Source organism: Planococcus maitriensis (assembly GCF_003289925.1).
Taxonomy (GTDB): Bacteria; Bacillota; Bacilli; order Bacillales_A; family Planococcaceae; genus Planococcus; species Planococcus maitriensis.
Map to the genome: position 1 here is coordinate 249,639 of NZ_QLZQ01000004.1, position 23,384 is coordinate 273,022.

The 23,384-nt window shown below is 48.8% G+C and carries 23 protein-coding genes, 1 tRNA gene, 1 rRNA gene and 2 riboswitches; of the genes, 5 read left to right on the plus strand and 20 right to left on the minus strand.

Annotated features, from left to right (window positions below; genetic code table 11):
* Positions 1 to 50: 50 nt before the first annotated feature.
* Positions 51 to 1,442 (minus strand): LLM class flavin-dependent oxidoreductase, encoded by a 1,392-nt coding sequence (locus DP119_RS11360; protein ID WP_112233285.1) that lies wholly within the window; start codon positions 1,440 to 1,442, stop codon positions 51 to 53.
* 113 nt (positions 1,443 to 1,555) lie between these two features.
* Positions 1,556 to 1,664, minus strand: a riboswitch (SAM riboswitch).
* A 102-nt stretch (positions 1,665 to 1,766) separates the two neighbouring features.
* On the minus strand, positions 1,767 to 2,150 hold the full coding sequence (locus tag DP119_RS11365) for an MFS transporter permease (protein ID WP_068872125.1): 384 nt from the start codon (positions 2,148 to 2,150) through the stop codon (positions 1,767 to 1,769).
* A 127-nt stretch (positions 2,151 to 2,277) separates the two neighbouring features.
* Here DP119_RS11365 and DP119_RS11370 point away from each other — a divergent pair, with 127 nt between their 5' ends.
* Positions 2,278 to 2,865, plus strand: a complete 588-nt coding sequence (locus DP119_RS11370; RefSeq protein ID WP_167399225.1) for a TetR/AcrR family transcriptional regulator — start codon at positions 2,278 to 2,280, stop codon at positions 2,863 to 2,865.
* Positions 2,866 to 2,917: 52 nt separating this feature from the next.
* Here DP119_RS11370 and DP119_RS11375 read toward each other — a convergent pair whose 3' ends face one another.
* Positions 2,918 to 3,139, minus strand: a complete 222-nt coding sequence (locus tag DP119_RS11375) for a hypothetical protein (protein WP_058381746.1) — start codon at positions 3,137 to 3,139, stop codon at positions 2,918 to 2,920.
* Between the two features lie 249 nt (positions 3,140 to 3,388).
* Here DP119_RS11375 and DP119_RS11380 point away from each other — a divergent pair, with 249 nt between their 5' ends.
* Positions 3,389 to 4,183, plus strand: a complete 795-nt coding sequence (locus DP119_RS11380) for a hypothetical protein (RefSeq protein WP_112233288.1) — start codon at positions 3,389 to 3,391, stop codon at positions 4,181 to 4,183.
* Between the two features lie 41 nt (positions 4,184 to 4,224).
* On the opposite strand, the gene DP119_RS11385 is transcribed toward DP119_RS11380, so the two are convergent.
* The 6 genes from DP119_RS11385 to DP119_RS11410 form a co-directional block, all read right to left on the minus strand.
* Positions 4,225 to 5,217 carry a tRNA dihydrouridine synthase gene (locus DP119_RS11385; RefSeq protein WP_112233289.1) on the minus strand — a complete coding sequence of 331 codons (993 nt, stop codon included), beginning with the start codon at positions 5,215 to 5,217 and terminating at the stop codon, positions 4,225 to 4,227.
* A gap of 238 nt (positions 5,218 to 5,455) precedes the next feature.
* Entirely contained in the window at positions 5,456 to 6,556 is a 1,101-nt protein-coding gene (locus DP119_RS11390; RefSeq protein WP_112233290.1) for a threonine aldolase family protein, read from the minus strand.
* Between the two features lie 12 nt (positions 6,557 to 6,568).
* Positions 6,569 to 7,531: a sensor domain-containing diguanylate cyclase gene (locus tag DP119_RS11395; protein WP_112233291.1), complete on the minus strand. Its 963-nt coding sequence runs from the start codon at positions 7,529 to 7,531 to the stop codon at positions 6,569 to 6,571.
* Positions 7,532 to 7,748: 217 nt separating this feature from the next.
* A complete protein-coding gene (locus DP119_RS11400) occupies positions 7,749 to 8,594 on the minus strand; it encodes a DegV family protein (RefSeq protein ID WP_058381751.1) in 846 nt (281 codons plus the stop codon).
* Between the two features lie 468 nt (positions 8,595 to 9,062).
* Positions 9,063 to 10,235 (minus strand): acyl-CoA dehydrogenase family protein, encoded by a 1,173-nt coding sequence (locus DP119_RS11405; protein WP_112233316.1) that lies wholly within the window; start codon positions 10,233 to 10,235, stop codon positions 9,063 to 9,065.
* 21 nt (positions 10,236 to 10,256) lie between these two features.
* Positions 10,257 to 11,087: a MetQ/NlpA family ABC transporter substrate-binding protein gene (locus tag DP119_RS11410; protein WP_112233292.1), complete on the minus strand. Its 831-nt coding sequence runs from the start codon at positions 11,085 to 11,087 to the stop codon at positions 10,257 to 10,259.
* A gap of 108 nt (positions 11,088 to 11,195) precedes the next feature.
* Positions 11,196 to 11,314: riboswitch (SAM riboswitch) on the minus strand.
* A 623-nt stretch (positions 11,315 to 11,937) separates the two neighbouring features.
* Between DP119_RS11410 and DP119_RS11415 the strand changes: the two genes are divergently transcribed.
* Positions 11,938 to 12,693, plus strand: a complete 756-nt coding sequence (locus tag DP119_RS11415) for an SDR family NAD(P)-dependent oxidoreductase (RefSeq protein WP_112233293.1) — start codon at positions 11,938 to 11,940, stop codon at positions 12,691 to 12,693.
* A gap of 78 nt (positions 12,694 to 12,771) precedes the next feature.
* Here DP119_RS11415 and groL read toward each other — a convergent pair whose 3' ends face one another.
* Together groL and groES are read right to left on the minus strand one after the other, a co-directional pair.
* The gene (gene groL, locus DP119_RS11420; protein ID WP_112233294.1) at positions 12,772 to 14,406 is read right to left on the minus strand and encodes a chaperonin GroEL; all 1,635 of its coding nucleotides are present in this window, start codon (positions 14,404 to 14,406) and stop codon (positions 12,772 to 12,774) included.
* A 37-nt stretch (positions 14,407 to 14,443) separates the two neighbouring features.
* A complete protein-coding gene (groES, locus tag DP119_RS11425) occupies positions 14,444 to 14,728 on the minus strand; it encodes a co-chaperone GroES (RefSeq protein ID WP_058381756.1) in 285 nt (94 codons plus the stop codon).
* Positions 14,729 to 14,924: 196 nt separating this feature from the next.
* Between groES and DP119_RS11430 the strand changes: the two genes are divergently transcribed.
* Positions 14,925 to 15,695 carry a CPBP family intramembrane glutamic endopeptidase gene (locus DP119_RS11430; protein WP_205853876.1) on the plus strand — a complete coding sequence of 257 codons (771 nt, stop codon included), beginning with the start codon at positions 14,925 to 14,927 and terminating at the stop codon, positions 15,693 to 15,695.
* A 480-nt stretch (positions 15,696 to 16,175) separates the two neighbouring features.
* On the opposite strand, the gene tatC is transcribed toward DP119_RS11430, so the two are convergent.
* The 3 genes from tatC to DP119_RS11445 all read right to left on the minus strand — a co-directional run bounded on the left by tatC (position 16,176) and on the right by DP119_RS11445 (position 17,905).
* On the minus strand, positions 16,176 to 16,949 hold the full coding sequence (gene tatC / locus DP119_RS11435; RefSeq protein ID WP_112233295.1) for a twin-arginine translocase subunit TatC: 774 nt from the start codon (positions 16,947 to 16,949) through the stop codon (positions 16,176 to 16,178).
* A gap of 20 nt (positions 16,950 to 16,969) precedes the next feature.
* The gene (locus tag DP119_RS11440; RefSeq protein ID WP_112233296.1) at positions 16,970 to 17,182 is read right to left on the minus strand and encodes a twin-arginine translocase TatA/TatE family subunit; all 213 of its coding nucleotides are present in this window, start codon (positions 17,180 to 17,182) and stop codon (positions 16,970 to 16,972) included.
* 90 nt (positions 17,183 to 17,272) lie between these two features.
* Positions 17,273 to 17,905 (minus strand): redox-sensing transcriptional repressor Rex, encoded by a 633-nt coding sequence (locus DP119_RS11445; RefSeq protein WP_112233297.1) that lies wholly within the window; start codon positions 17,903 to 17,905, stop codon positions 17,273 to 17,275.
* Between the two features lie 130 nt (positions 17,906 to 18,035).
* Here DP119_RS11445 and DP119_RS11450 point away from each other — a divergent pair, with 130 nt between their 5' ends.
* Positions 18,036 to 19,979: an ABC-F family ATP-binding cassette domain-containing protein gene (locus DP119_RS11450; protein WP_112233298.1), complete on the plus strand. Its 1,944-nt coding sequence runs from the start codon at positions 18,036 to 18,038 to the stop codon at positions 19,977 to 19,979.
* Between the two features lie 363 nt (positions 19,980 to 20,342).
* Here DP119_RS11450 and tsaD read toward each other — a convergent pair whose 3' ends face one another.
* The 6 genes from tsaD to rrf form a co-directional block, all read right to left on the minus strand.
* Positions 20,343 to 21,362 (minus strand): tRNA (adenosine(37)-N6)-threonylcarbamoyltransferase complex transferase subunit TsaD, encoded by a 1,020-nt coding sequence (gene tsaD, locus DP119_RS11455; protein ID WP_112233299.1) that lies wholly within the window; start codon positions 21,360 to 21,362, stop codon positions 20,343 to 20,345.
* Complete coding sequence (gene rimI, locus DP119_RS11460; protein WP_112233300.1) at positions 21,355 to 21,810, minus strand: ribosomal protein S18-alanine N-acetyltransferase; 456 nt, start codon at positions 21,808 to 21,810, stop codon at positions 21,355 to 21,357. Before rimI ends, tsaD begins: the two co-directional genes overlap by 8 nt.
* Positions 21,807 to 22,499 (minus strand): tRNA (adenosine(37)-N6)-threonylcarbamoyltransferase complex dimerization subunit type 1 TsaB, encoded by a 693-nt coding sequence (gene tsaB, locus DP119_RS11465; RefSeq protein WP_112233301.1) that lies wholly within the window; start codon positions 22,497 to 22,499, stop codon positions 21,807 to 21,809. The genes rimI and tsaB overlap by 4 nt, the downstream gene beginning before the upstream one ends.
* Entirely contained in the window at positions 22,496 to 22,948 is a 453-nt protein-coding gene (gene tsaE / locus DP119_RS11470) for a tRNA (adenosine(37)-N6)-threonylcarbamoyltransferase complex ATPase subunit type 1 TsaE (protein ID WP_112233302.1), read from the minus strand. The genes tsaB and tsaE overlap by 4 nt, the downstream gene beginning before the upstream one ends.
* A 119-nt stretch (positions 22,949 to 23,067) precedes the next feature.
* Positions 23,068 to 23,140: transfer RNA gene (locus DP119_RS11475), tRNA-Asp, on the minus strand.
* A 9-nt stretch (positions 23,141 to 23,149) separates the two neighbouring features.
* Positions 23,150 to 23,265 (minus strand): 5S ribosomal RNA (gene rrf, locus DP119_RS11480).
* Positions 23,266 to 23,384: the final 119 nt, after the last annotated feature.

Below are 23,384 nucleotides of genomic sequence, written 5' to 3' on the forward strand. Positions count from 1 at the left end.
AAAAGACGGCGACGGCGATCCAATAAGCTGTCAGCATGCGCATTCCTCCTTTAATTTCTAGCCGGTTCGTGCAAGTGCTTGAACGTTCTTCCCGGATGATTGTCTTTCAATTGCGCTTGGCCTTTGCCGTAGATTTTCTCGCGGTACGTGCCTTCCGTGTATTCTTTCTGTACGAGCCCACGCTCCTGCAAGACCGGAACGACCAGTTCCACAAAGTCCTCGAAGCTGCCAGGCGCGAGCGTGTACGCCAAATTAAAACCGTCAACACCGGTTTCATCTCTCCAGCGCTCGACTTCGTCTGCGACCTGCTCCGGCGTCCCGACCGCGACCGGCCCTCTTCCGCCGATACCGACGAATGTTGCCAGCTCCCCGATTGTCCATTTTCTATCCGGATCAGCGCGTGTGAACACTTCGACCGCCGATTGCATGGCGTTGCTTTGGATGTACTCGAGCGTATCGTCCGGTTCATATCCCGAGAAGTCGATGCCGGTCCAGCCGCTGAGCAGCGCAAGCGCCCCTTCATAGCTGACATGGCTTTTCAAAGTTTCGTATTTCTCTTGCGCTTCTTGTTCGGTCTTGCCGACAATTGCGGTGAAGGTCGTATAGACGAGAACATCTTCCGGGTTTCGGCCGTTCGCCGTGATGCGTTCACGCAAAGCGTCGACGCCCTTTTTCACAACCGGAATCGTCGGCCCTGCCGTAAATACCGATTCGGCGTGTTTCGAGGCGAATTCCCTGCCGCGCGGCGAGGCGCCTGCCTGGAACAATACCGGCGTGCGCTGAGGCGACGGTTCGGATAAATGCGCGCCTGGCACTTTAAAGTACGTGCCTTCGTGGCGGATATCGTGCACTTTTGACGGGTCGGTATAGACTTTCGACTGTTTGTCGCGCACGACCGCGCCATCTTCCCAGCTGCCTTCCCATAATTTATAGCAAACGTCCAAATACTCGGCCGCAAATTCATAGCGTTCGTCGTGGCTCATTTGGTCATCGAGCCCGATATTGACTGCGGCACTTTTCAAATAGGAAGTGACGACGTTCCAGCCGATGCGCCCTTTTGTCAGATGGTCGAGTGTCGACATGCGCCGTGCGAAGGTGTACGGATGTTCGTGACTGACAGATGCCGTGACCCCGAAACTCAAATGCTTTGTCACCGATGACATGAGCGGCACGACCAATAGCGGATCGTTGACCGGCGTCTGCACCGCATTGCGAAGCGCCGCATCGCGCGTCCCGCCGTAGACGTCGTAGGTCCCGAGCACATCGGCTAAGAACACCGCGTCGAACTTCCCTTTTTCCAATAGCTTCGCAAGCTCGATCCAATATTCGCTGTCCTTGTATGTATGCGACCGGTCGTCCTCATGGAGCCATAACCCCGGCGACTGGTGCCCGCCTGCACACACCATCTCAAAAGCGTTCAAATAAATCCGTTTCTTCGTCATCGTCAAATTCCTCCTTTTGAAATCGTAATTTCCGCAGCCCCGAGTGAAAATAAAAATAGCCCTCTTTTCTCAACAAACGAGAAAAGAGGGCTATTTGAATAGTCGGGTCCGCTCTCTTATCTCCCAAGGAATCTCTCCTTGCTGGAAGTAGCACCTTCCTGATTGATATCAGGGGTTGCTGAAGCGTCAACGGGCCAGTCCCTCGGCTTCTCTGGATAAGATTATTAAATTAATCCCTATCTTAATACTAGGAAATAAAGAAGTCAACCGAATTTTCAAAACTATTTTATTTTTCCTTGGAAATAGCTCGCTTAGCACATTTCATCAAGCTAATTGCATGGTCCGAATTTTTGTTTTGGCAAAGCCGTAGAATAGGGTCATGAAAACCATCCCTAATACGAGCATGGCCACACTGCCCGCTAAATAAGCGGAGTCCATTTTGAATAAGATTTCTGTCCGGAACCAGGACTGGAACGGCAATCCGAAACCGAGCAATACCGTAAAGAACAGCACTTTCACTTTCCAATCCTTGCCTTTCATTTTCTTGATCGAGTTATTCACTAACAAACGGAGCAGCGCGAGGACGAGTCCAATTCCGAAAAAGATCAGCAAGAACATTTTGATCTCTTCATTCAATAAAAATGCTTTCCCGAGCATATACAGAGCAACCAGCAGCGCAATCCCCATTACGGCCATTTTTTTCTTCATGTCCATCACCTATCCTGTAATTTCACTCAACACACTGTTGAGTGGTTACTATCTATTTTAAATGCCTGCTATACTGGAAGCAATAAACAGAAAAGACACAGCTGTTAAGCGGTTTGGAGGAGATAGCGTGCCAGCCATTTATGATGACATGAACGAAAAAACGAAAGCAAAAATCCAGGCAAGCTTCCTGCAGCTGCTGGCCAAAAAGAATTTCATCAAGATCTCTGTCCAGGATATTTCCAAAGCATCCGGGATCAACCGGGGAACATTTTACCTGCATTACCTCAACAAATACGATTTGCTGGACCAAATGGAAGAACAGCTGCTCGACGGCCTGGCCCAACAGTTGAAAGAATTGCAGCCCGAAATGCTTTTGGCCGAAGCGGATAAAGGCAATGTGTCCATCCAATCCGTTGAAGTATTCCGCTATATCGAAATGAATGCTGCCGCTTTCCGCGCGTTTTTAAGTGAGCATAACCAAAATGGCTTCCACAAGCGGCTTAAAGGATTTTTCGTCGGCCATTTTATCGGCAATATGCTTAAAAACGAACGATTCTTCCGAAGCGCCAGCGTGCCGGACGATTATCTGTCCACCTTCGCCACTTCCGCATTCCTCGGCCTCATCGAGCAATGGCTGGATAATGATTTGGCGGAGACGCCGGAAGAAATGGCGGAGATGTACATCCAGATCATCCTGTTCATCCGCAAGCTATAATGGTTTAGCCTAAAAAAACGCCAATCCTCTATAAATAGGGATTGGCGTTTTCTTATTGTTCCTGCCCGCGCGGTGCTTTTGGCGGTTGGCACGTATCGCATTTGCGCTGGTTGTTCTTGTTGAACTTAGTGAAAGTCTTCTCGAAGTTATTGCCGCATGCGCATTTGAACAAGAGCTTTTGGGAGAATCCGTGGTATTCCGTCGACAATAACTTGCTGTCGGAATTGTTGTTGACGAATGTCCGGATTTTATCGATCGTCCATCGTTTATTCATTCTGTTACACCTCAATTTAGGATTGGCTGGAAGCTTTCGGGCATCTATTGCCTGGGACAACGCATAGTTGCCTTAAGTCATCTATTATAGCACGCCTCGAGCCATTCTGTAGCATTGTTCATGCCTGACTGGCAAAACACCTTCTGCCAAATACGATCTGTAAAAAATTTGAATCTTTTTGTAGATTTGCTGCGTATAATTTAACTGATAGCAACATACATCCATTTCACGAATGAAAGGCATGATCTCATGGGCATTGTCACATTAGTCATTTTGATTTTCTTACTTCCTTACGTCTGGTTTCTCTGGACTGGCATCAGCAACAAAACAGGCATGATGGAGAGATATCGCTGGAAAAAACCGCTGGCCGCGCTCCTGTTACTGGTCATCCTCAGCGCAGCGCTGAATTATTTTTATTCCAACGCCTACCAGCTGGCATTTTTCCAGAACGGTTTTGAATTGATGGTCGGCCTCATTGTCGCCGGGGCCTTCCTTGTGATTCTGTCGATCATCAATATTATCGTCGGCATCGTTTATAAAAACGCCCCCAAATCGTTCCACAACCCGAAAGTGGCTTGGACAGTTTCAATGTTCCTGTGTGCCACAATCCTGTTTTTCATCGTCTGGGTTTATCCTTTAGCGGAAAAAGCATCGTATATCACACAGCTCGAGTCAGCGATTGCTGCTGCAAATGAACAGCAAGATGGCGAGGAAATCACTGTCGTGTTCATGAGCTCCGAAAAACAATGCGTCCGCCGCAGAACCGAGAACTGCAACTCGAGCGATTACCAAAATACTTTTTTCGTCAAAAATAATTTAGACGACACGAAGCAAGTGCAAGTGCAAATACGTGCGCTCGACTACGAACAAAACGAATTGAAATCTGTGGAGTCCAAGATCATGACGCTTCAAGCAGGCGAACTGAAACTAGTCGAGACGGAAGAAACATCGGACCAGGAAAGCATTTGGAGCCGCTCTTCATTTGAAACCGAAGTCCGGACGGCTTCTTACCAATCCATCTATCGTTACCGCGACGCCAATTAAAAAAATCCCTTTCCGCCTAGTTGCGGGAAGGGATTTTGCTTTTACGATTCAGTGTGCGTGCTGCTTCCTGCAGCGACCAGCTGGAATGCATCCAGCAAAGCGCGCACTTCATCGGTCGTCTCGGTGTGCATCAAATCATTGCGGAGTTCACCTGCACCGCGTACGCCACGCACATAAATCTTGAAGAAACGGCGCAACGGCTTGAAGGCGATCGGCTCGGTTTCCGTCGAGTATTTATCGTGAAGGTCCAAATGCAAGCGCAACAAGTCGAACAATTCCTGCGTGCTGTGTTCACGAGGCACTTCCTCGAATGCAAACGGGTTATGGAAAATCCCGCGCCCGATCATGACGCCGTCGATGCCGTATTTATCTGCCAGCTCCTGGCCGGTCTTGCGGTCCGGGATGTCACCGTTAATGGTGATCAAAGTATCCGGTGCGATCTCGTCGCGCAGCGCTTTGATCTCCGGGATCAATTCCCAATGCGCAGGCACGGCGCTCATTTCCTTTTTCGTGCGCAAATGGATCGACAGGTTGGCGATGTCCTGCTCCAAAATATGCGTTAGCCAGCCTTTCCATTCGTCGACACTTGTATAGCCAAGTCGCGTCTTGACGCTGACAGGCAATCCGCCCATTTTCGCGGCTTGGATGATCTCCGCTGCGTTATCAGGATAATTGATCAAGCCGCTGCCTTTTCCTTTGGCGGCAACGTTCGGTACGGGGCAGCCCATATTGATGTCGACGCCTTTAAAGCCTTGCGCCGCCATGCCGATGCTCATCTCGCGGAAATGTTCCGGCTTGTTGCCCCAGATATGGGCGACGATCGGCTGCTCATCTTCCGTGAACGTCAAACGCCCGCGCACGCTGTGGATGCCTTCCGGATGGCAATAGCTTTCCGTATTCGTAAATTCCGTGAAATACACATCAGGGCTCGCCGCTGCCGCTACGACATGGCGAAATACCACATTCGTCACATCTTCCATCGGCGCTAATACAAAAAATGGCTTCGGCAATTCACGCCAAAAATTCTCTTTCATAACTCAATTCCAATCCTTTCCTTGCGGGATGAAGCAGTCCTTCATCCGAAAATTCACTGTCATCTATAATTGAAATCCGAAACGATCAAACGATTCAATATGTCCTATCTTTTCTTAACCTTATACAGTTTACACGATTCCACGCGCTGTGGAAAGAGAGTCGCTCCTGCTTCCGCTTGAACGCAAAAGCCCTTCCCGCAATCCGAAGATTGCCTGGAAGGGCTGAATAGACCATCTTCTATTCACTAAAGCGTTCTTTCATCTTTTGATCCAATCGCTTGAACGCCTGTTGAACCAAATCTGCTGGTATTTCTGCGTACCGGTCTCCCATCGACATTTCAAAATAACACGACCCGCTGTCGATTTCTTTCAAATAACTGGTGAGGCCGATCCCCGTTTCTTGCTCAAGCTCCACGATGACCGGTTCTATTTCTTCTTTAGGATGCGAGAAATGGACATGGAACATATTCGAAACCGGCACTTCCGGCAAAGTCGCAATGTCCTGGCAGGAATTAAAGAGCGCCGCCACTCGCTTCGCTGCTTCGTAATACTGTCCCATCTTGCCGGAGCGCTCGTCGAAAGAATAATCGGCCGAGATGATATACGGATAGAGGCTGATCAAATCGCCACCATGGCGCCTTTTCCACACTTTCGATTGCTTTGCGAACGCTTCGTCCCCAGCCAGGATGGCGCCGGCAATTCCGCCGATTCCTTTGTATAAGGATAAATAGACGCTATCGAATAAAGCACAAATTTCCGCTGCGGACTTTTCGTAATAAGGAGTGACTTCCAGTAAGCGGGCGCCGTCGAGATGAAGCTTGATCTGATTTTCGCGGCAATAGTGCGAGATTTGTTCCAGCGTCTCGAAGCTTGGCAATTGCCCGCCAATTTCACGCTGCGGCAATTCCAGCAGCACCACTGCCACTTCCTCGTCCAACTCCGCCACATCTTTCAATTCCACGACACGGTCCGGGTCCGTCAAATACACCGATTCGATGCCATGCAATTCTTTCAAACCGTCTTCTTCATGGATTTCCAAATGGCTGAGCGGATGGTAGGCCACTCGTTTCAGCCCTTTATCGTCGCACCAAATCCGCAGCGCAATCTGTTGCGCCATCGTGCCGCTCGGGAAGAAAACTGCCGTCTCTTTTCCTAAAAACGCCGCCATCTTCTCCTGAAATTCTTCAATAACCTGCCCACTTCCATACAAATCACTTTCGACATCATCCGCGATGTCTTCAAAAGCCTGTTTCAACACGCCGGCGTTGCGCGTGCCGTGATTCGCCAATTGATACGTCGATTGCTTAAAGGCCGCTTGCAGTCGATTGAGTTCAGCCAATATCCCCACTCCTCAAAACGCATTATTTTGAACTGAATAGAACGTATAGCGGTTCTTCCCTGCTTTTTTCGACTGATACAATGCTTGGTCTGCTTGTTGAAGAAGTTCTTTCAAATCACAATCCCCACCGGCCGCATATTGGGCAATGCCGATGCTCGCCGACAGCGGGTAATCGGCTTCCCAATCACTCAAGCTGTCAAGCAGACGGTTTGCCCATTCACTTAATTCCGCTGCACTGGCTGGTTCGGTAAAACAGACCAGAAATTCATCTCCGCCAAGGCGGATCGCCAAAGCATCCGGATGGACGGCAGTAAACCGCTGCAGCTTTGAGGCCACTTCTTTTAATACCACATCTCCCGTATCATGGCCGTACAGATCATTGACCTTTTTAAAGCCATCCAAATCGAGAAAGAATACTGCGCCTCCCGCTTTTGAATTTCCTTCAAAGAATCGCGTGAGAAAATGGCGATTGTACAGATCCGTCAGCGAATCCCGGTATGCAAAGCGCTCGAGATCCAAGTAATAAGTGAACATCCGCACAATTCGCTGCAATAAAGTGATGCTTTTTGTATCGAACTGGCTTTTTTCATCGTTCACCGCACATAAAGTGCCGAACCGCTCCCCATTAATGAAGGAAATCGGCAGCCCCAAATACGAGCGCACATTGGCCGCTTCGAGCTTTTCCTCAAATGCTCCCAATGCATGCCCGTCTTTGACATCTTCATAGACCAATGGCTGCTTGTTCTTGAAATCGATGCGGCTGCACAGTGAATCCTCCAAATTCAACATTAAGCCCTCCGCTATGGGGATCGCCGTATCGTTTGGTGAATGCTTCAAAATTATTTGCTGGGCTTCGCTCATGGAGCTCAAGTAAAACAATTGATCCGGCAAAACCTCTTTGGCCAGGCCGATTACATCTTCCGCCAGCTCATCAAAATTCTTATACATTTCCAATTCCCGAAATGTCACCATCATTAAGCACCTCAATTAGTGTCAGATTTCTTGTTCATCTTCTTTTGGTAAATTAATCTAACAGCACTTATAAATAGCCAATATTTAACTATATTTATTAAAGTTTAACATAGAACGGCAGCCCGTGAAGCTTTCTTCAAAGACAGTGAAATAACAAAAACCCCGGATGGCAGCGCATGAATACGCAGTCCATCCAAGGTTTATGGTGATTTTTCCTGATTTAATAACTGACCCAGCTCAAGCCGGTCGTGCCTTCTCCGGCATGGACGCCCACACAGACGCTCAATGGGATGACGTCCACTTTAAGTCCCGAAAATTCCTTCATCAATTCATTTTTCCACGCTTCCGCACCGGCTTCATTATTGCAATGAATGACCGCCACTTCCGGCACCATGCCAGTTTCCATATCCGCGCGCAAGGCCGAATTGACGCTTTCCTTAGCGCGTTTGTTTGAACGGACTTTTTCTTTCATCGTCGTGACACCATCCACAAAGGTGATGACCACTTTGATATTGAGGATATTGCTGAGAAACGCCTGCGTCCCTGACACCCGTCCGCTTTTATGCAATTGGTTCAAACTCGATGGAATGAACGATAGATGCGATTTGGTGGTTAATTGATTGATGGTCTCTACGACTTCTTCGGGTTCTTTGCCGGCTGCGAACAATTCGTTGCCGATTTCGATCATTTTCCCCATCGGGAACGAACCGATTTTCGAGTCGACTGGATACACTTTGAAATCCGCCATCTCGGCAGCTGATTGCGCGCTGTCGAATGTGCCGGACAGGCCGCTCGACAAATGAAGCGCCACAGCAAAATCATAGCCTTCCGCTTGCAGTTTTTCATATAAAGCCATCATTTCGCCGATGGCCGGCTGTGAAGTTTTCGGCGACACTTTCGCCGCACGTAATTTATCGTAAAATTCTCCCTGCGTCAGGTCGATCGACTCTCGGTACGACCCGTCGTCAAACACGACACTAAGGGGCAATACATAGACATTATGCCTTTGGATGAATGCATCATCCAATTGCGCTGCTGTATCCGTGATCCATGCGATTTTTTTCATTCTAAAAATTCCCCTCTAGATGCGAATTCCATATCGGAAGCAGTTGTCTGCTCTTGTTAACTTACAGGAGGCGCAGCCACAGCGGCTAGTGACAGATGTCACATAAGGAAAAATTAATGTAAGCGTCGACATAATTTGCACTTATCTCCGTAATTTCTTTCCAATTATAAAAAGAAAAAAGCCGCAGATCCCTGAAGATCAGCGGCGCAAGTATAACTAACCGTATTTTCCAAAGCTTATTGATCGCTTTCCGCGGGGCGGGAATCGAGCCTCCTCATCCGCTGCGCTACTTGCGGGGTCTCTCAAACCCACTGATCCCGCTGGAGTCGATCAAACGCTTCTCCAAATACTCAGCTAGAACATTGAATTTTGGTTGTAGAAAAAGTAGACTTCTTTTTTATTCACAGTAGATGGTGGACTTGTTTAATACTCTCGACTGTTAATCCTATAAGTATCAGCGGCTCCATCTTATTTAACCGGTTGTTTCGATTTCGCTTTGCCGATCGCAAAATCCGCAAGCGATGGAATGAGCATGTCTTCCATCGGCGGGTTGTGAAGTCCCGCCCGCACATCGCGGTAATAGCGCTGCAAAGGCGATTTTTCCGACAGGCTGTGTGCACCTGCGACGCGCATCGCCAAATCTACGATATCGACAGCTGAATTCGTCACCGCGACTTTCACGGCCCCGAGTTCCGCAGCCATCTGCGAGCGCTGTTCGTCGTCCGATTCGTCCCATTGTTTCGCGACGGAATAAAGAAAGTGCCGCGCCCGCTGCAATTCCAATTCGATTTGGCCGATCTTTTGTTTCACGTTCGGCAGCTCGATGATCGGCCCGTTCAAACTGTTCGGCGAATAATCTTGCGCAAAACGAATCGCGTAATCCTGCGCAGCCTGAGCGATTCCGAGATAACACGCCGGAATATGCAAAAGCCATCCGGCCGGCTGCTTTTTACCGGGCACACTGATCTCGACCAACGCCGATTCCTCGACTCGGACATTCGTCAACACCAAATCATGGCTTCCCGTGCCGGTCATCGCCACACTATCCCATGTTTCGTCGATCGCTATACCGTCAGCCGACCGCGGAATGAGGAAATAGCCCACTTCTCCGGTTTCTTCAATCACAGCGGTCACGTTGAAGTAATCCAATACCGGCGCCATCGACGTGAACGACTTGCGTCCATCAATGACCCACGAACCGCCAACTTTTCTCGCTGTGGTCGATGGCTTGCCGCCTCTTGTCGGGCTGCCGGTCTGCTTTTCGGTCGCACAATTATTGATCAATGCGCCGCGTGCTTTGATATCGTCAAATAAAGCTTCAAGCACTGATTCGTCCCATTTACCGGTCTCGCCCAAATCTTGAACGATGCCCATATGCCAACCGATTGACAAACCGGTCGACCCGTCCGCGCGGCTGATCGCTTCCTGATAGCGCAGCATCTCAGACAAGGAAATGCCCGCTCCGCCGTATTCTTTCGGAATCGTCAACGCGGGGTAATTGATCGCTTTCAGTTCCTCAAAATTCTCAAATGGAAATTTTCGTTCCAAATCATTGTGCGCGGCCCGTTCCGTAAACGGTGCGACGGTTTCATTCAATATGTCCATGCGTTCTTCAAACGTCTTCGCTTTTAGGATATCCATCATTCTTCACCTTTCTCCTAGCTATTGCGCCCATTCCTCCGTCAAAATGAAGCCGTCATACTGCTCATTCGACTCGATATATTCCTGGAACTCCTCGGATTCGTAAGCGTCTTTCAAATCTTTCGCCCACTGAGTATCCGCGTTATCTTCTTCGATCGTCACCACAATCCGATGCTGTTCGGGCGTATTCTCGATTTTCAACGCATCCGTAATCTTGCGGTCCGGCGCATTGGCAATATAATTGCCGTTGACGACGCCAAAATCGATATCCTGCAGCGACACCAGAATTTGCGCTGGGTCCAAGACTTTCAAGTCGAGATCGTAATCCGCATTTTCCACTGCGTTCAAATTAAAATCCGTCACGCCTGCATCGTCTGACACCGTCACCCACCCGAGTTCCTCCAAGATGCGCACTGCGCGTTCCTGGTTGACCGGATCATTCGGCAAGCCGACAGTCGAGCCGTCCTTCACCGCATCCAACGATTGATGATTCACTGAATACAAGCCTTGAGGCGCGCTCGGCACAAAAGCGATGCCGGTCATGTCCATGCCCAATTCCTCGTTGATCCCTTCCATATACGCCGTGCTCTGGAAAATGCTCGCATCGATCGAGCCTTCCTGCATCGCCGGGTTCAATTGCATGTTCTGGGAAAAAGTCGTCGTATCCACTTTATACCCTTTCTCCTCCAAAATAGGCAAGATCCCTTCCTTGAATTGCTGCTCATACGTCCCGACGCCAAAGCCGACGCGCACTTCTTTCTTGTCTTCCCCTGAAGCTTCCCCGCTATCGCCGCATCCAGCTAATAATAGCGCACTCGAAATCCCGATCACTCCAACCCAACGCTTGTTCATCTGCCATCTCTCCTTGGTCTTTTTTATTTTGAATGAAACGCGTAATCCTTGCCGCCCAATAGAAAAAGCCCTCTTCATAAAAAAGAAGAGAGGCTCACCGTCCGGCTCTTCTCATCTCTCAAATGCTCACGCATCTGCTGGATTTGGCACAGTTTCAAATTGGAATTCCAATCTGTTCCGCTGCCGAAGCTTCAAAGGGCCAGTCCCTCCACTTCTCTGGATAAGAAATTATGTACTCAGTGTTAATACCGAGTAATTTAATATGATTAATACAATATCAGAGCTTTGGTTCCATGGCAATAGCTTGTTTGAAGATCAATTCATTAAAAAATTCCTTTTCACAGAGTGGAAAGGAATTTTAGGCTGTAGAGAAAGTTAAGAAGTCGTATTTTCCAAAGCTTATCACTCGCTTTCCGTGGGCTCGCGCCCAAGCCTTCTCAGTCGCTTCGAAACCCCTGTGCTCCCACATCTGCACGGCAGATGCGTCGCAAATGAATGAGCTCTGCTTAGCTTCGCTCATTCATTTCTTGCGGGGTCTCGGTCGTCTCGCTGATCCACAGGGTAGAAAAGGTGATCACCTTTTCGATTCATTGTAGATAACGGACTTCATCCTTCTGTGCATCTAGTCCAGCTTGCGGAGTTTCCATTAAATATATAAGTTTTATAATTCCTTTGCTGGTAGAAAAATAGTGTATAATCTTCATTTAAGAACTCTCATAATTCCAAATAATCTAAGAGATTCTCATTTTATAAAATGCTGTTTCTTCCACTTCAAGAGCCAGCGCAATTTCATGAGGGTTTCATTGTTTCTGTACACTTGCTATCTATTCATTTCAATGGAGGGATTCACATGAAGTACACAGTTATCACAGGCGCGAGCTCAGGAATTGGATATGAAGCGGCATTGGCTTTTGCGATACGCGGCAAAAACCTTGTTCTTGTAGCAAGAAGGGATGCCGAGCTCAATAATCTTAAAGAGAAGATTCAAAGCATGAACTCCGATCTGGACGTCGTCATCAAACCCACCGACCTATCCGAAAGCGAGCAGGTTTATGCACTATACGAAAGCCTTAAAGACTACGATATTGAAACCTTCGTCAACAACGCCGGCTTCGGAAACAGTGCTACCGTTGCTGAGCAGGATGTAACTAAAACGGAAAAGATGCTGCGCGTAAATGTAGAAGCACTCACCACGCTCTCCACTCTTTATGCACGCGACTATGCGGACCAAGAAGGTGCGCAGCTCATCAACGTATCATCTGACTTAGGCTACAGAATCGTGCCAAACGCCGTTACATACGCTGCCACCAAGTTTTACGTGAGCGCATTTACAGAAGGCCTGGCCCAGGAACTGCAAGATAACGGAGCTCAGTTGAAAGTTAAAATACTCGCGCCATCCATGACAGAAACCGAATTCGTGAAAACGGCACGGGAACTTGATGAATTCAGCTATGGCGACAATGTACAGAAGTTCCACACCGCAAAAGAGATGGCACAGTTTATGCTGGAGCTTTACGATAGTGAAAAAGTTCTCGGGAAGGTGAATAGTGAGAGCTATGAGTTCGAGTTGATGGATCCGGTTTTTCAGTACACTTCGAGGAAGTAGAGTTCCCTATCGTTCCGATATCGAAAAAATCCCCTCTCACATCATGTGAGAGGGGATTTTTCTAGATGGGCTGAGGGCTTACATCATGCCGCCCATGCCGCCCATATCAGGCATGCCGCCGCCAGCTGGTGCTGCTGGTTCCGGCAGGTCTGCTACGACTGCTTCTGTAGTCAAGAACATAGCCGCAACGGATGCTGCGTTTTGCAATGCAGAACGCGTCACTTTCGTTGGGTCTACGATGCCTTGGTCAAGCATGTTGACCCATTCGCCTGTTGCTGCGTTGAAGCCAGTTCCGACTTCTTCCGTTTTCAGGCGGTGAACGATGATTGAGCCTTCAAGGCCAGCGTTCGTTGCGATTTGGCGGACCGGTTCTTCAAGTGCACGGAGCACGATGTTGATGCCTGTCGCGACGTCGCCTTCTTGTTGCGTTGCCACTTCCGCCACTTGGTTGTAGACATTGATAAGCGCTGTACCGCCGCCTGCTACGATGCCTTCTTCAACCGCTGCGCGTGTTGCGTTCAATGCGTCTTCGATGCGCAGTTTACGTTCTTTGAGTTCTGTTTCAGTTGCTGCGCCGACTTTGATGACTGCTACGCCGCCAGCAAGTTTCGCTAGGCGCTCCTGCAGTTTTTCGCGGTCGAATTCAGAAGTCGTTTCTTCCAATTGGCTGCGGATTTGCGCCACGCGTGCGATGATTTTCTCGGAGTCGCCATTGCCTTCAACGATCGTCGTGTTGTCTTTAGAGACGACGACTTTCGCTGCGCGTCCAAGTTGTGCGATGTTAGTGGATTTCAGGTCAAGGCCGAGGTCTTCTGTAATCACTTCAGCGCCAGTGAGTGCAGCAATGTCTTCGAGCATCGCTTTTCTGCGGTCGCCGAATCCAGGAGCTTTAACAGCCACTGCGTTGAATGTGCCGCGCAATTTGTTCACGACAAGTGTTGCCAACGCTTCGCCTTCAACATCTTCAGAGATGATGAGGAGCGGTTTGCTTTGCTGGACGACTTGCTCAAGCACTGGAAGGATTTCCTGGATGTTGCCGATTTTCTTGTCAGTGACAAGGATGAACGGGTTTTCAAGAACCGCTTCCATCTTATCGGAATCCGTCACCATGTACGGAGACTGGTAGCCGCGGTCGAATTGCATCCCTTCCACGACGTCGAGTTCTGTCGTGAAGCCACGTGATTCTTCCAATGTGATGACACCGTCGTTGCCGACGCGCTCCATCGCTTCTGCGATCAATTTGCCGACTTCCTCGTCGCCTGAAGAAATGGCCGCTACTTGCGCAATCGACTCTTTGCCTTCGATTTGCTGGGAAATGGATTTTAAGCCTTCAACCGCGTTTTCCACAGCAAGTTCGATGCCGCGGCGGATGCCGACAGGGTTGGCGCCAGCTGTGACGTTCTTCAAGCCTTCACGGATCATCGCTTGTGCAAGAACCGTCGCAGTCGTTGTACCGTCACCTGCGATATCGTTCGTTTTGGAAGCAACTTCCGCCACAAGTTTCGCGCCCATGTTTTCAAAAGCGTTTTCAAGCTCGATTTCTTTGGCGATCGTTACGCCATCGTTTGTAATAAGCGGCGTGCCGAATTTCTTCTCAAGCACGACATTGCGCCCTTTTGGCCCAAGCGTTACTTTGACTGCGTCCGCTAATTTATCTACACCTTGCAGCATCAAGCTGCGTGCATCTTCACTGAACTTAATATCTTTTGCCATGATTCGGTTCCTCCTATTAAATAGAATTTATGCTTATTTAGCCGACAATCGCAAGGATGTCGTTTTCACGTAAGATCAAATATTCTTTGCCTTCGTATTTCAATTCTGTGCCCGCATATTTCGAAAAGACGACGCGGTCTCCTTCAGTTACGTCCAGCTCTGTGCGCTGTCCGTTTTCACGGATAAGTCCATTCCCTACCGCAATCACTTTGCCTTCCTGCGGCTTTTCCTGTGCCGTACCTGGCAAGACGATTCCGCTAGATGTCTTTTCTTCCACTTCGACGAGCTCAATGATGACACGATCTCCTAATGGTCTTAACAATTGAAACACCCTCCTCAAATTAAATAGCTTCTAATCGTTTAGCACTCTCTAGTCTTGAGTGCTAACCCATAGATAAGTTTAATAAAATCTTCAGTTAATTGCAAGCAGAAACCCTAGACCGTTTTGAATTCTTTGCGCCTTTTTCCGTTAAGCCCTACAATAAAAGGAGCATGTGAAAAGAAAGGAATTTGACTACATGACCCCACCAGATAAAACCGCCGCTTCCGCAAAACCGCGGGGGCGCAAGCGTAAAAACATGCGCACGCCGCTCCTGGTACTGCTCGTCTTCGTGGCCGTACAGCTGATGCCGATCCTCTTTATCGGCCCGACGCTCGGCTATTTCCGCGACCAAGGGCTTGACGACGCCACAGCACGCGCTTCAACGTCCGGCTGGCTGATCTTCCTGACGATGGGCATCGGCTTTTTGGTCACGATGATCCTCATCTTGCGCGACCGCAACTTCTTCAATATTTGGAAAGGCAAAAAATCGAGCCTTCCCGCTGCTATCGGCTGGGGCGTCCTCGGCTTTCTGCTGTTGATCATCGGGCAATCGATCGCCGCCATGATCGAAATGGCGATCGGCATCGACCCGGGATCCGCCAATACCCAGACGCTCGTCCGAATCGCTGAAGTCGTGCCGTACGCGATCATCGCGGTCGTCCTGTTCGGCCCGATCCTCGAAGAACTCGTCTTCCGAAGAGTGGTCTTCGGCTCCTTGAACCAGACGATGAACTTCTGGATCGCCACGGCCATCTCGGCACTCGTCTTCGCGCTCGTCCATCTCGAGTTCACGCATCTCTTGCTCTACTTCACGACCGGACTGATCCTGGCAGCCCTCTATCAGCGGACCAAGCGCATCCTCACCCCGATTATCGCGCACATCCTGCTGAACGGCTACGTCATGCTCATTCAGCTCAATATGGACAAGATCGAAACCTTCATCAAGCAAATGGAAAACTTGCAATAACCAAAAAACACCGCTCCCCAGTTGGAGCGGTGTTTTCTTTGAAATGCTGAACAGAATATACACTTTATGTATTTCGTCCATGCACTCGAAACAGACATAGCCGTTTCACCGAGCAGTGAACATATCACCTCACTTTTTCGAAAAATAATAAGTACTAGTGAAAGGACAAAACAAAATAAACGAGCCATACATATCACCATTTGATGTAAGAGAGCGACGAAATCTATTACTGCTACAAACTTAGAGATGAAGCGGATGGCGATGACGCCTGGGTGATTAGCGGGTTTGAGAGACCCCGCAGGCAATGAATAGGCGAAGCTGTGCTGAGCACATTCATTTGCGACGCATCTGCTGTGCAGATGTGGGAGCAACGGTTTTAGTGACGAGGAGGCTCGATTCCCGCCACCCGGCAAGCATCCGCCAGGAGCGCAATCTCCTACCCCCACCCCATTTTCATTCCAAACAAAAAACCTTCCGCCATCATTTCGGGGGAAGGTCTTCTGTCTGTTCTTCAATTGCCTGCTGCTGTTCTGCACGCAGGAACTTGCGATAACCGACGCGCGCAATGACCAAACTGAATTCATACAACAGAATCAGCGGCAATGTCACGATCATATGGGAAATAATATCCGGCGGCGTAATGAACGCGGCAATCGTCACCAGCGCCAAATACGCATATTTCCGGTATTTCGTCATCATCATCGGCGTCAAGATGCCAAGACGCGTCAAAAACAGCATCAATACCGGCAGCTGGAAGATAAAGCCGAACGGCAAGGTAATCTGGAATAAAAACTGGAAATACTCATTGATCCCGATCGTCTCCTGGATGTCCAGGTTCTCCGATATATTGAGCATGAACCCGATGACATACGGGAACAGCACCAAATACGAAAACGCGATGCCGCCGATGAACAGCGACAAGGAAAACGGGATATAGCTGAGCGTCACTTTCCGTTCCCGGTCAGAAAGCCCGGGGCTGATGAAGGCCCAGAATTGGTACATGATCAATGGTGATGTAATGATCAATGCCAAAATCATCATGACCTGCATATATATCTTGATCGGATCGGTGATCTTGAACGCATTGAGCGTCAAATTCCGCGCCTCTTCGCTGAACTGCAAATAGCGGATCAACGGCTCAGCGAGAAAGAAGCCTGCAATGAGCGCGAACAGAAAGAAAACGACTATCAAGGTCAGCCGTTTTCTGAGTTCACCTATATGTTCAACTACCGTCATTTCATTTTGTTGGTTCATCGGACAAACATCCTATCGTGTTACTTGTGCTCGTCTTTCTTGTCTAGATCGTTTTTCTTCGCTGTATCGACTTTCTTGTCATCTTCGTCATCATCCGCCAACCCTTTTGTGGCGTTTTTGAATTCGCGCAGGGAAGAACCGAATGCTTTGCCTAGTTCCGGCAACTTTTTCGGGCCGAAAATCAGCAACGCGACAATCCCGATGATAATTAAGCTAAGTGGACCTGGAGCCATATCAGACACCTCCTGTAGTATGCTTCTAGTGTACATGAAACACGGCCTTTTGGCTATTTCCAAAGGCCGTTCAAATGTGAAGGTTTTATGTTAATCATGCTTGATCTGGTAGATCAAAGTCTGCAGCTCGACCGACAGATCGATCGTCTGGACGCGGATATGTTCAGGCACCGAAATACGCACCGGCGTGAAATTGAGAATGCCTTTGATGTCTGTCTCGGCGAGCCGGTCGGTCACTTCCTGGGCCGACCGCGACGGCACCGTCAAAATGACCACTTCAACGCCGTACTGCTTGATCTTCTCTTCAATCAAATCCGGATGGTACGTATCGATGCCGCTGATCTGCTTCCCTTCATGGGGGCTATTCGTATCGAAGGCGAGGATGATTTTCGTGTTATGGTTACGGTGGAAATTGTATTTTAAGAACGCGCTGCCGAGGCTGCCGACACCGATCAAGGCGACATTCGTCGCTTCATCCTGGTCAAGCGTCTTGCGGAAAAACGCCAAGAGCTCCTGCACATCATAGCCATAGCCTTTTTTGCCGAGTGCGCCAAGATGGGAAAAATCGCGGCGGATGGTCGCTGAATCGATTTTCATCGCTTCGCTCAACTCCTGGGAGGAGATGCGTTTCTGCCCGGCGTTGGCGAAATTCTGGAGAAACCTATAGTACAAGGGCAACCGCTTCGTTGTTGCTTGCGGGATTTTCGCTGATTCGTCAAGCATGTGATCGCTTCCTTCTGAACTGTTGTCAAATCGTATCAATCTTACATGACAGGCCTTGATATGTAAAGGCTTGCGCAATTGCGAAGCACTCGCCCATCAGCTACACTTAAGAAGAATAGAGGTGACCCCAATGATCGTATTGCAAGTCAATCAAATCCATAAATCATTCGGTGCAGAGGAAATCATCTCCGGCGCCAAACTCGAAGTCCAACATCGTGACCGGGTCGCACTCGTCGGCCGCAACGGTGCCGGAAAATCCACATTGCTGAAAATTATCGCCGGGGAAATGTCATACGACAGCGGCGATTTGATCATGCCGAAAGATTTGACGATCGGCTATTTGGAACAACAAACCGACTTGAATTCAGACGCCACCGTGTGGCAGGAAATGATGAAGATCTTCTCCCATTTCCGGGACCAGGAAGCGAAGCTGCGGCAGCTCGAAGCGGCGATGGCCGACCCGGCTGTCTACAGCGACGCAGAACGCAACGCCAAGGTCATGCAGGAATATGACCTCCTCCAGACCCATTTCAAAGACGCAGGCGGCTATCAGTTCGAAGCCGATACGCGCGCTGTCTTGCACGGCATGAAGTTCTATCCGGAGGATTACGAAAAGAAAATCACTTCCCTGTCAGGCGGCCAGAAAACACGGCTCATGCTCGCGAAGCTCCTGCTCGCCAAGCCTCAGCTCTTGATTCTCGATGAGCCGACCAACCACTTGGACATCGAGACCTTGAGCTGGCTCGAAAACTATTTGAAAAATTACCCGGGCGCGATTCTCATCGTCTCCCACGACCGCTATTTCCTCGACCAGGTTGTGACACTTGTCTACGAAGTGTCACGCAAGAAGGTCCGCAAATACACCGGCAACTACAGCCGCTACTTAAGCGAAAAAGCGAAACAATACGAACTCGACCGCAAGCATTACGAAAAAGAGCAAAGCGAGAAAGCCAAGTTAGAAGATTATGTCGCCCGCAACCTGGTCCGCGCCTCGACAACGAAAATGGCGCAGAGCAGGCGCCGTGTGCTCGAGAAAACCGATTGGATGGAAGCTCCGGAAGGCGACGAAAAATCAGCGCGCTTCGGCTTCGATATCCAAAAGCAAAGCGGCAACGATGTCTTGAACATCCAGTCACTGTCCGTCGGCTACGGCGACCGCGCCGTATCGAATAACATCTCCTTGAAACTTTACCGCACTGACAGTCTCGCACTTGTCGGGCCGAACGGTGTCGGCAAATCGACGCTGCTCAAGACCATCATGAAAGAACTGCCCGCGCTTGCCGGCGAAATCCATTACGGCACCGGCATCCAATTCGGCTATTACGACCAGGAGCAGGCAAACTTAAAGGGCAATAAGCTCGTCCTCAACGAATTATGGGACGACTACCCGCATGTGAACGAAAAGGATATCCGCAGCATTCTCGGGCGCTTCCTGTTCACCGGAGACGATGTCCTGAAGCCGGTATCGACGTTATCGGGTGGCGAAAAAGCGCGTGTGGCACTTGCTAAACTCATGATGCAAAAAGCCAATGTCCTGCTGCTTGATGAACCGACCAACCATTTGGACCTCGACAGCAAAGAAGTGCTTGAGAATGCCTTGATCGATTATCCAGGAACGCTATTATTCGTTTCCCACGACCGCTACTTCATGAACCGGATTGCCACGAAAGTGGTGGAACTGTCTCAAGACGGCACAACCGAGTACTTGGGCGATTATGATTATTACGTGGAGAAAAAGCTCGAAACCGAAGAACTCGCGGCCCTGGATGCACTCGAGGCAAAAGCGAAACAGCCGGAAACCCAAACGTCCGCCTCCACCTCGCAGATCGATAAGGAAGCCAAAAAACTCGAACGCCAGTTAGTAAGGAAAAACACCGAAATCGAACAGGCGATGGAATCTCTGGATGAAGAAATCGCAGCGATTGAAGAACAGCTATGCGAACCAGATATTTTCCAGGACCATGAACGCGTCATGCCGTTGCAATCACGTCTCGAAGAGCTGAAGCACTTACATGAAGAAACCATGGCCGAATGGCTCGAACTGCAAGAACAACTTGAAGAACTGAATTCCTGACCGCATACTGGGTATGCGGTTTTTCTTTTTCTATATATAGGTCAATACCATTTGGCGAAATAAATATTTCCACAGATTTGTTCACAATAAAAGAGTTGTAAAATCAACTATCAACAGAGTTACAAACATTATCCACAGGATCCTTTTCTTTTATCCACATAGTTTTCCACCTAAGACTCCACAATATATAGGAAATCCACTGTTTATCGATAGGTTGTTAACAGCTTATTCACAAATTGTGCATAAGTACAAATGTTCTCTATTGACAGAAAACAGATTTCTATGTCCTTGTAAGATTTGGATATTATTCATAAAAAAAGAAGCATTCCCGCAATTCTCAATGAATTGCGGGAATGCTTTCAGTTAAATCCATGAATTTAAAGGCATTCCGGGACGCCCGTTCATGGCCATATCCCCTATTAATCCTTTTTCGAACATCACCGTTCCAGCCGCTGCAATCATCGCTGCATTATCTGTACAAAGCGGCAGAGGCGGAATAAAGAAAGGAATATTTTCTTTTTCAAAAGTCTCTGTAAGCGATCTGCGGAGCCCTTTATTCGCCGCTACACCGCCTGCTGCAATCACTTGCTTCACACAGTATTCTCTTGCTGCCCGCAAAGTCTTCTCTGTTACGACTTCCACGACACTGTTTTGGAATCCTGCGGCAACAGCTTCGGGCACAGGAGTCTCCCCGCGCTGTTTCATGTTATGCATATAGTTCAGCACAGACGATTTCAATCCGCTGAAGCTGAAATCATAGGATCCCTCTTCCAGCCAAATACGGGGAAAATCGACTGCTTCTATGCTCTGATGCGCCAACCGGTCGATATGAGGGCCTCCCGGATACGGCAAGTTCAATGTCCGTGCCACTTTGTCATAGGCTTCCCCGGCAGCATCATCCCTTGTTTCGCCGATGACTTTAAAATCACCATGCTCTTTCATGAGGATCAACTCAGTATGCCCTCCTGAAATGACCAATGACAAAAGCGGAAATTCCATTTCTTGCTCCAGTCGATTGGCATATATATGGCCTGCGATATGATGCACACCCACCAGCGGTAAGCCATGGGCAAAGGCAAAGGCTTTTGCTGCATTGACACCGACCAGCAAAGCCCCGACTAGCCCGGGACCTTCCGTAACCGCCACCGCAGATAACTGAACTGGCGTTAGATCCGCCTGCTGCAGAGCTTCTTCAATAACAATCGTGATTTGCTCGACATGATGCCTCGACGCAATTTCCGGTACGACGCCCCCGAAGCGCTTATGGCTCTCAATTTGCGATGCCACCACATTGGAGATGATTTCTGTCCCGTTTTTTACGACTGAAGCTGCTGTTTCGTCGCAGCTCGTTTCTATTCCCAATACGAAAATGTCTTTATTCATCGAAATTCACCCACATAACTATGGCATCTTCCTGATTATCCGTGTAATAACCTTTTCGGATGCCACCATTTTGAAATCCTAGTTTCCTATATAAATTAAGCGCAGCTACATTACTGACACGTGCTTCCAATGTCATTAGTTTCGCACCTTGTGCTTTCGCTCTTTCCATTGCCTCTCTCATCAAAGCTTCTCCGAACTTCTTGCCCCGTTCTTTGGGTGAGATGGCGATATTAGTGATATGTGCTTCGTCCATGATAAGCCACATGCCACAGTAACCCACGACCCCATCTGCCGTTTCAGCTAAGACATAGTACGCAAATTCATTTTTCAGCATCTCTTGCTCAAAAGCCTCTTTTGTCCAAGCGAGCGTAAACGATTGCTTTTCAATCTCATAAACTGCTTCCACATCATGAATGGTCATTTTCCGGAATTTCACTGATTCGCTCATCGGCTTTGTCCTTCATCCATTTTTGCAAGATTCGCTTCCGCCTCTGTAATCCGGCGATATTCAGGAACCGTATGATGCACTTCTTTCACTTCTTCACCCGCTGCCAAAGCAATTAAATTCGATGCTCTTGGCAGCCTGTTTTGGAACGGCGCAAAATGAGCCAAGTCCCCAAGTATTTCCTCGATCAGCGGGCGGTGAATTTCAAGGTCAATCCCTGTAAATAAAACCGGCCATCCATGTGTATGGACTTGTTCCAAAAACGTCTTGAAATCACTATGCCGATCTGAAATGACCGTTTCCAGATTACGCCCGTCATACAGTGCCGTAAAAGCAGTACCACGCCTTGCATCCATGACAGGGCAAACCATTCCGTTAAATCCCTGTCCGTTCGCTGCAAGAACCTTCAAACTCGATACTGTGGTCAGCGGAATTTTTAACGACCATGCGAGAGTTTTCGCGATCGTCAGGCCAATTCGAACGCCTGTATAAGATCCAGGCCCTTCTGCCGCAACAATGCGTGTCAGATCACCAGGAGCGATTTTCGCTTTTTTCATCAATTCCTCTACTGCCGGCATAGCAGTTAAGGAATGATTGATCTTTAGATTTTGAGTTTCTTCTATTAATACTGTATCGTCTCTCACCAAAGCGATAGCCAGTGGTGAATTCGACGTATCGATTCCTAAAATCATTGCATTAGCTCCCTGCATATTTTTTCATAACGGGCGCCGCGCGGTTGAAACTCCACCTCACGCCCCTCTTCAGACAAGCGTCGAATCACAATATCCAAACGGTCTTCCGGCAAATAATCTTCGATGAACTGAGCCCATTCAATCACCGATACGGCTTCTTCAGCAAATAATTCATCAAAACCGATATCTTCATCACTGTTTTCCAAGCGATATACATCAAAATGATTCAGATTTAATCGGCCTTCATATTGCTTGAGTATAGTGAAAGTGGGGCTATTAACTGTTCGTTCAATACCGAGCCCCTTTGCCAAGCCTTTAGTAAAAGTCGTCTTGCCTGCCCCTAAGTCACCTTCCAGTGTCAGGAGATCCTGGGGCTGTAAAAGAGAAGCCAATCGAATGGCAAGTTTCTCTGTCTGTTCCGGCGATTGCACTGTAATCGTAAAGCTCATGTCTCTTCACCTCGTTTGAGTCTTTTCATAGTTTAGCGGAGATAGCCTTGCAAATCAAAATATATTGTTTCCATAGAAAAAGAGCACAGCGGGTTCGCTGTGCTCACTTTTTGGAATGACGGTCCCGACCGGGATCGAACCGGCGATCTCCTGCGTGACAGGCAGGCATGTTAACCGCTACACCACGGGACCAAAATTATAGACCAGCGACGTCCTACTCTCACAGGGGGAAACCCCCAACTACCATCGGCGCAAAAGAGCTTAACTTCCGTGTTCGGGATGGGAACGGGTGTGGCCTCTTTGCCATCATCACTGGACTCTTGAGCTTGTTCGCTCAAAACTGGATAAATCGACATTGTGGGAAACTTGCGTTTCAGTTTGTTGGTTAAGTCCTCGATCGATTAGTATTCGTCAGCTGCACGTGTCGCCACGCTTC

Bases quoted from the DNA above. Each gene is read 5' to 3' on its own strand.
- DP119_RS11400 (WP_058381751.1), bottom strand. From the start codon at position 8,594: ATGAAAAAAATCGCATGGATCACGGATACAGCAGCGCAATTGGATGAT.
- tsaE (WP_112233302.1), bottom strand. From the start codon at position 22,948: ATGAGCTTTACGATTACAGTGCAATCGCCGGAACAGACAGAGAAACTT.
- DP119_RS11405 (WP_112233316.1), bottom strand. From the start codon at position 10,235: ATGGATATCCTAAAAGCGAAGACGTTTGAAGAACGCATGGACATATTG.
- tsaD (WP_112233299.1), bottom strand. From the start codon at position 21,362: ATGAATAAAGACATTTTCGTATTGGGAATAGAAACGAGCTGCGACGAA.
- DP119_RS11365 (WP_068872125.1), bottom strand. From the start codon at position 2,150: ATGAAGAAAAAAATGGCCGTAATGGGGATTGCGCTGCTGGTTGCTCTG.
- DP119_RS11395 (WP_112233291.1), bottom strand. From the start codon at position 7,531: ATGATGGTGACATTTCGGGAATTGGAAATGTATAAGAATTTTGATGAG.
- DP119_RS11360 (WP_112233285.1), bottom strand. From the start codon at position 1,442: ATGACGAAGAAACGGATTTATTTGAACGCTTTTGAGATGGTGTGTGCA.
- DP119_RS11410 (WP_112233292.1), bottom strand. From the start codon at position 11,087: ATGAACAAGCGTTGGGTTGGAGTGATCGGGATTTCGAGTGCGCTATTA.
- groL (WP_112233294.1), bottom strand. From the start codon at position 14,406: ATGGCAAAAGATATTAAGTTCAGTGAAGATGCACGCAGCTTGATGCTG.
- DP119_RS11375 (WP_058381746.1), bottom strand. From the start codon at position 3,139: ATGAATAAACGATGGACGATCGATAAAATCCGGACATTCGTCAACAAC.
- DP119_RS11380 (WP_112233288.1), top strand. From the start codon at position 3,389: ATGGGCATTGTCACATTAGTCATTTTGATTTTCTTACTTCCTTACGTC.
- DP119_RS11445 (WP_112233297.1), bottom strand. From the start codon at position 17,905: ATGCTTGACGAATCAGCGAAAATCCCGCAAGCAACAACGAAGCGGTTG.
- tsaB (WP_112233301.1), bottom strand. From the start codon at position 22,499: ATGATTTTAGGAATCGATACGTCGAATTCACCACTGGCTATCGCTTTG.
- DP119_RS11430 (WP_205853876.1), top strand. From the start codon at position 14,925: ATGACCCCACCAGATAAAACCGCCGCTTCCGCAAAACCGCGGGGGCGC.
- DP119_RS11385 (WP_112233289.1), bottom strand. From the start codon at position 5,217: ATGAAAGAGAATTTTTGGCGTGAATTGCCGAAGCCATTTTTTGTATTA.
- rimI (WP_112233300.1), bottom strand. From the start codon at position 21,810: ATGAGCGAATCAGTGAAATTCCGGAAAATGACCATTCATGATGTGGAA.
- DP119_RS11450 (WP_112233298.1), top strand. From the start codon at position 18,036: ATGATCGTATTGCAAGTCAATCAAATCCATAAATCATTCGGTGCAGAG.
- DP119_RS11415 (WP_112233293.1), top strand. From the start codon at position 11,938: ATGAAGTACACAGTTATCACAGGCGCGAGCTCAGGAATTGGATATGAA.
- DP119_RS11440 (WP_112233296.1), bottom strand. From the start codon at position 17,182: ATGGCTCCAGGTCCACTTAGCTTAATTATCATCGGGATTGTCGCGTTG.
- tatC (WP_112233295.1), bottom strand. From the start codon at position 16,949: ATGAACCAACAAAATGAAATGACGGTAGTTGAACATATAGGTGAACTC.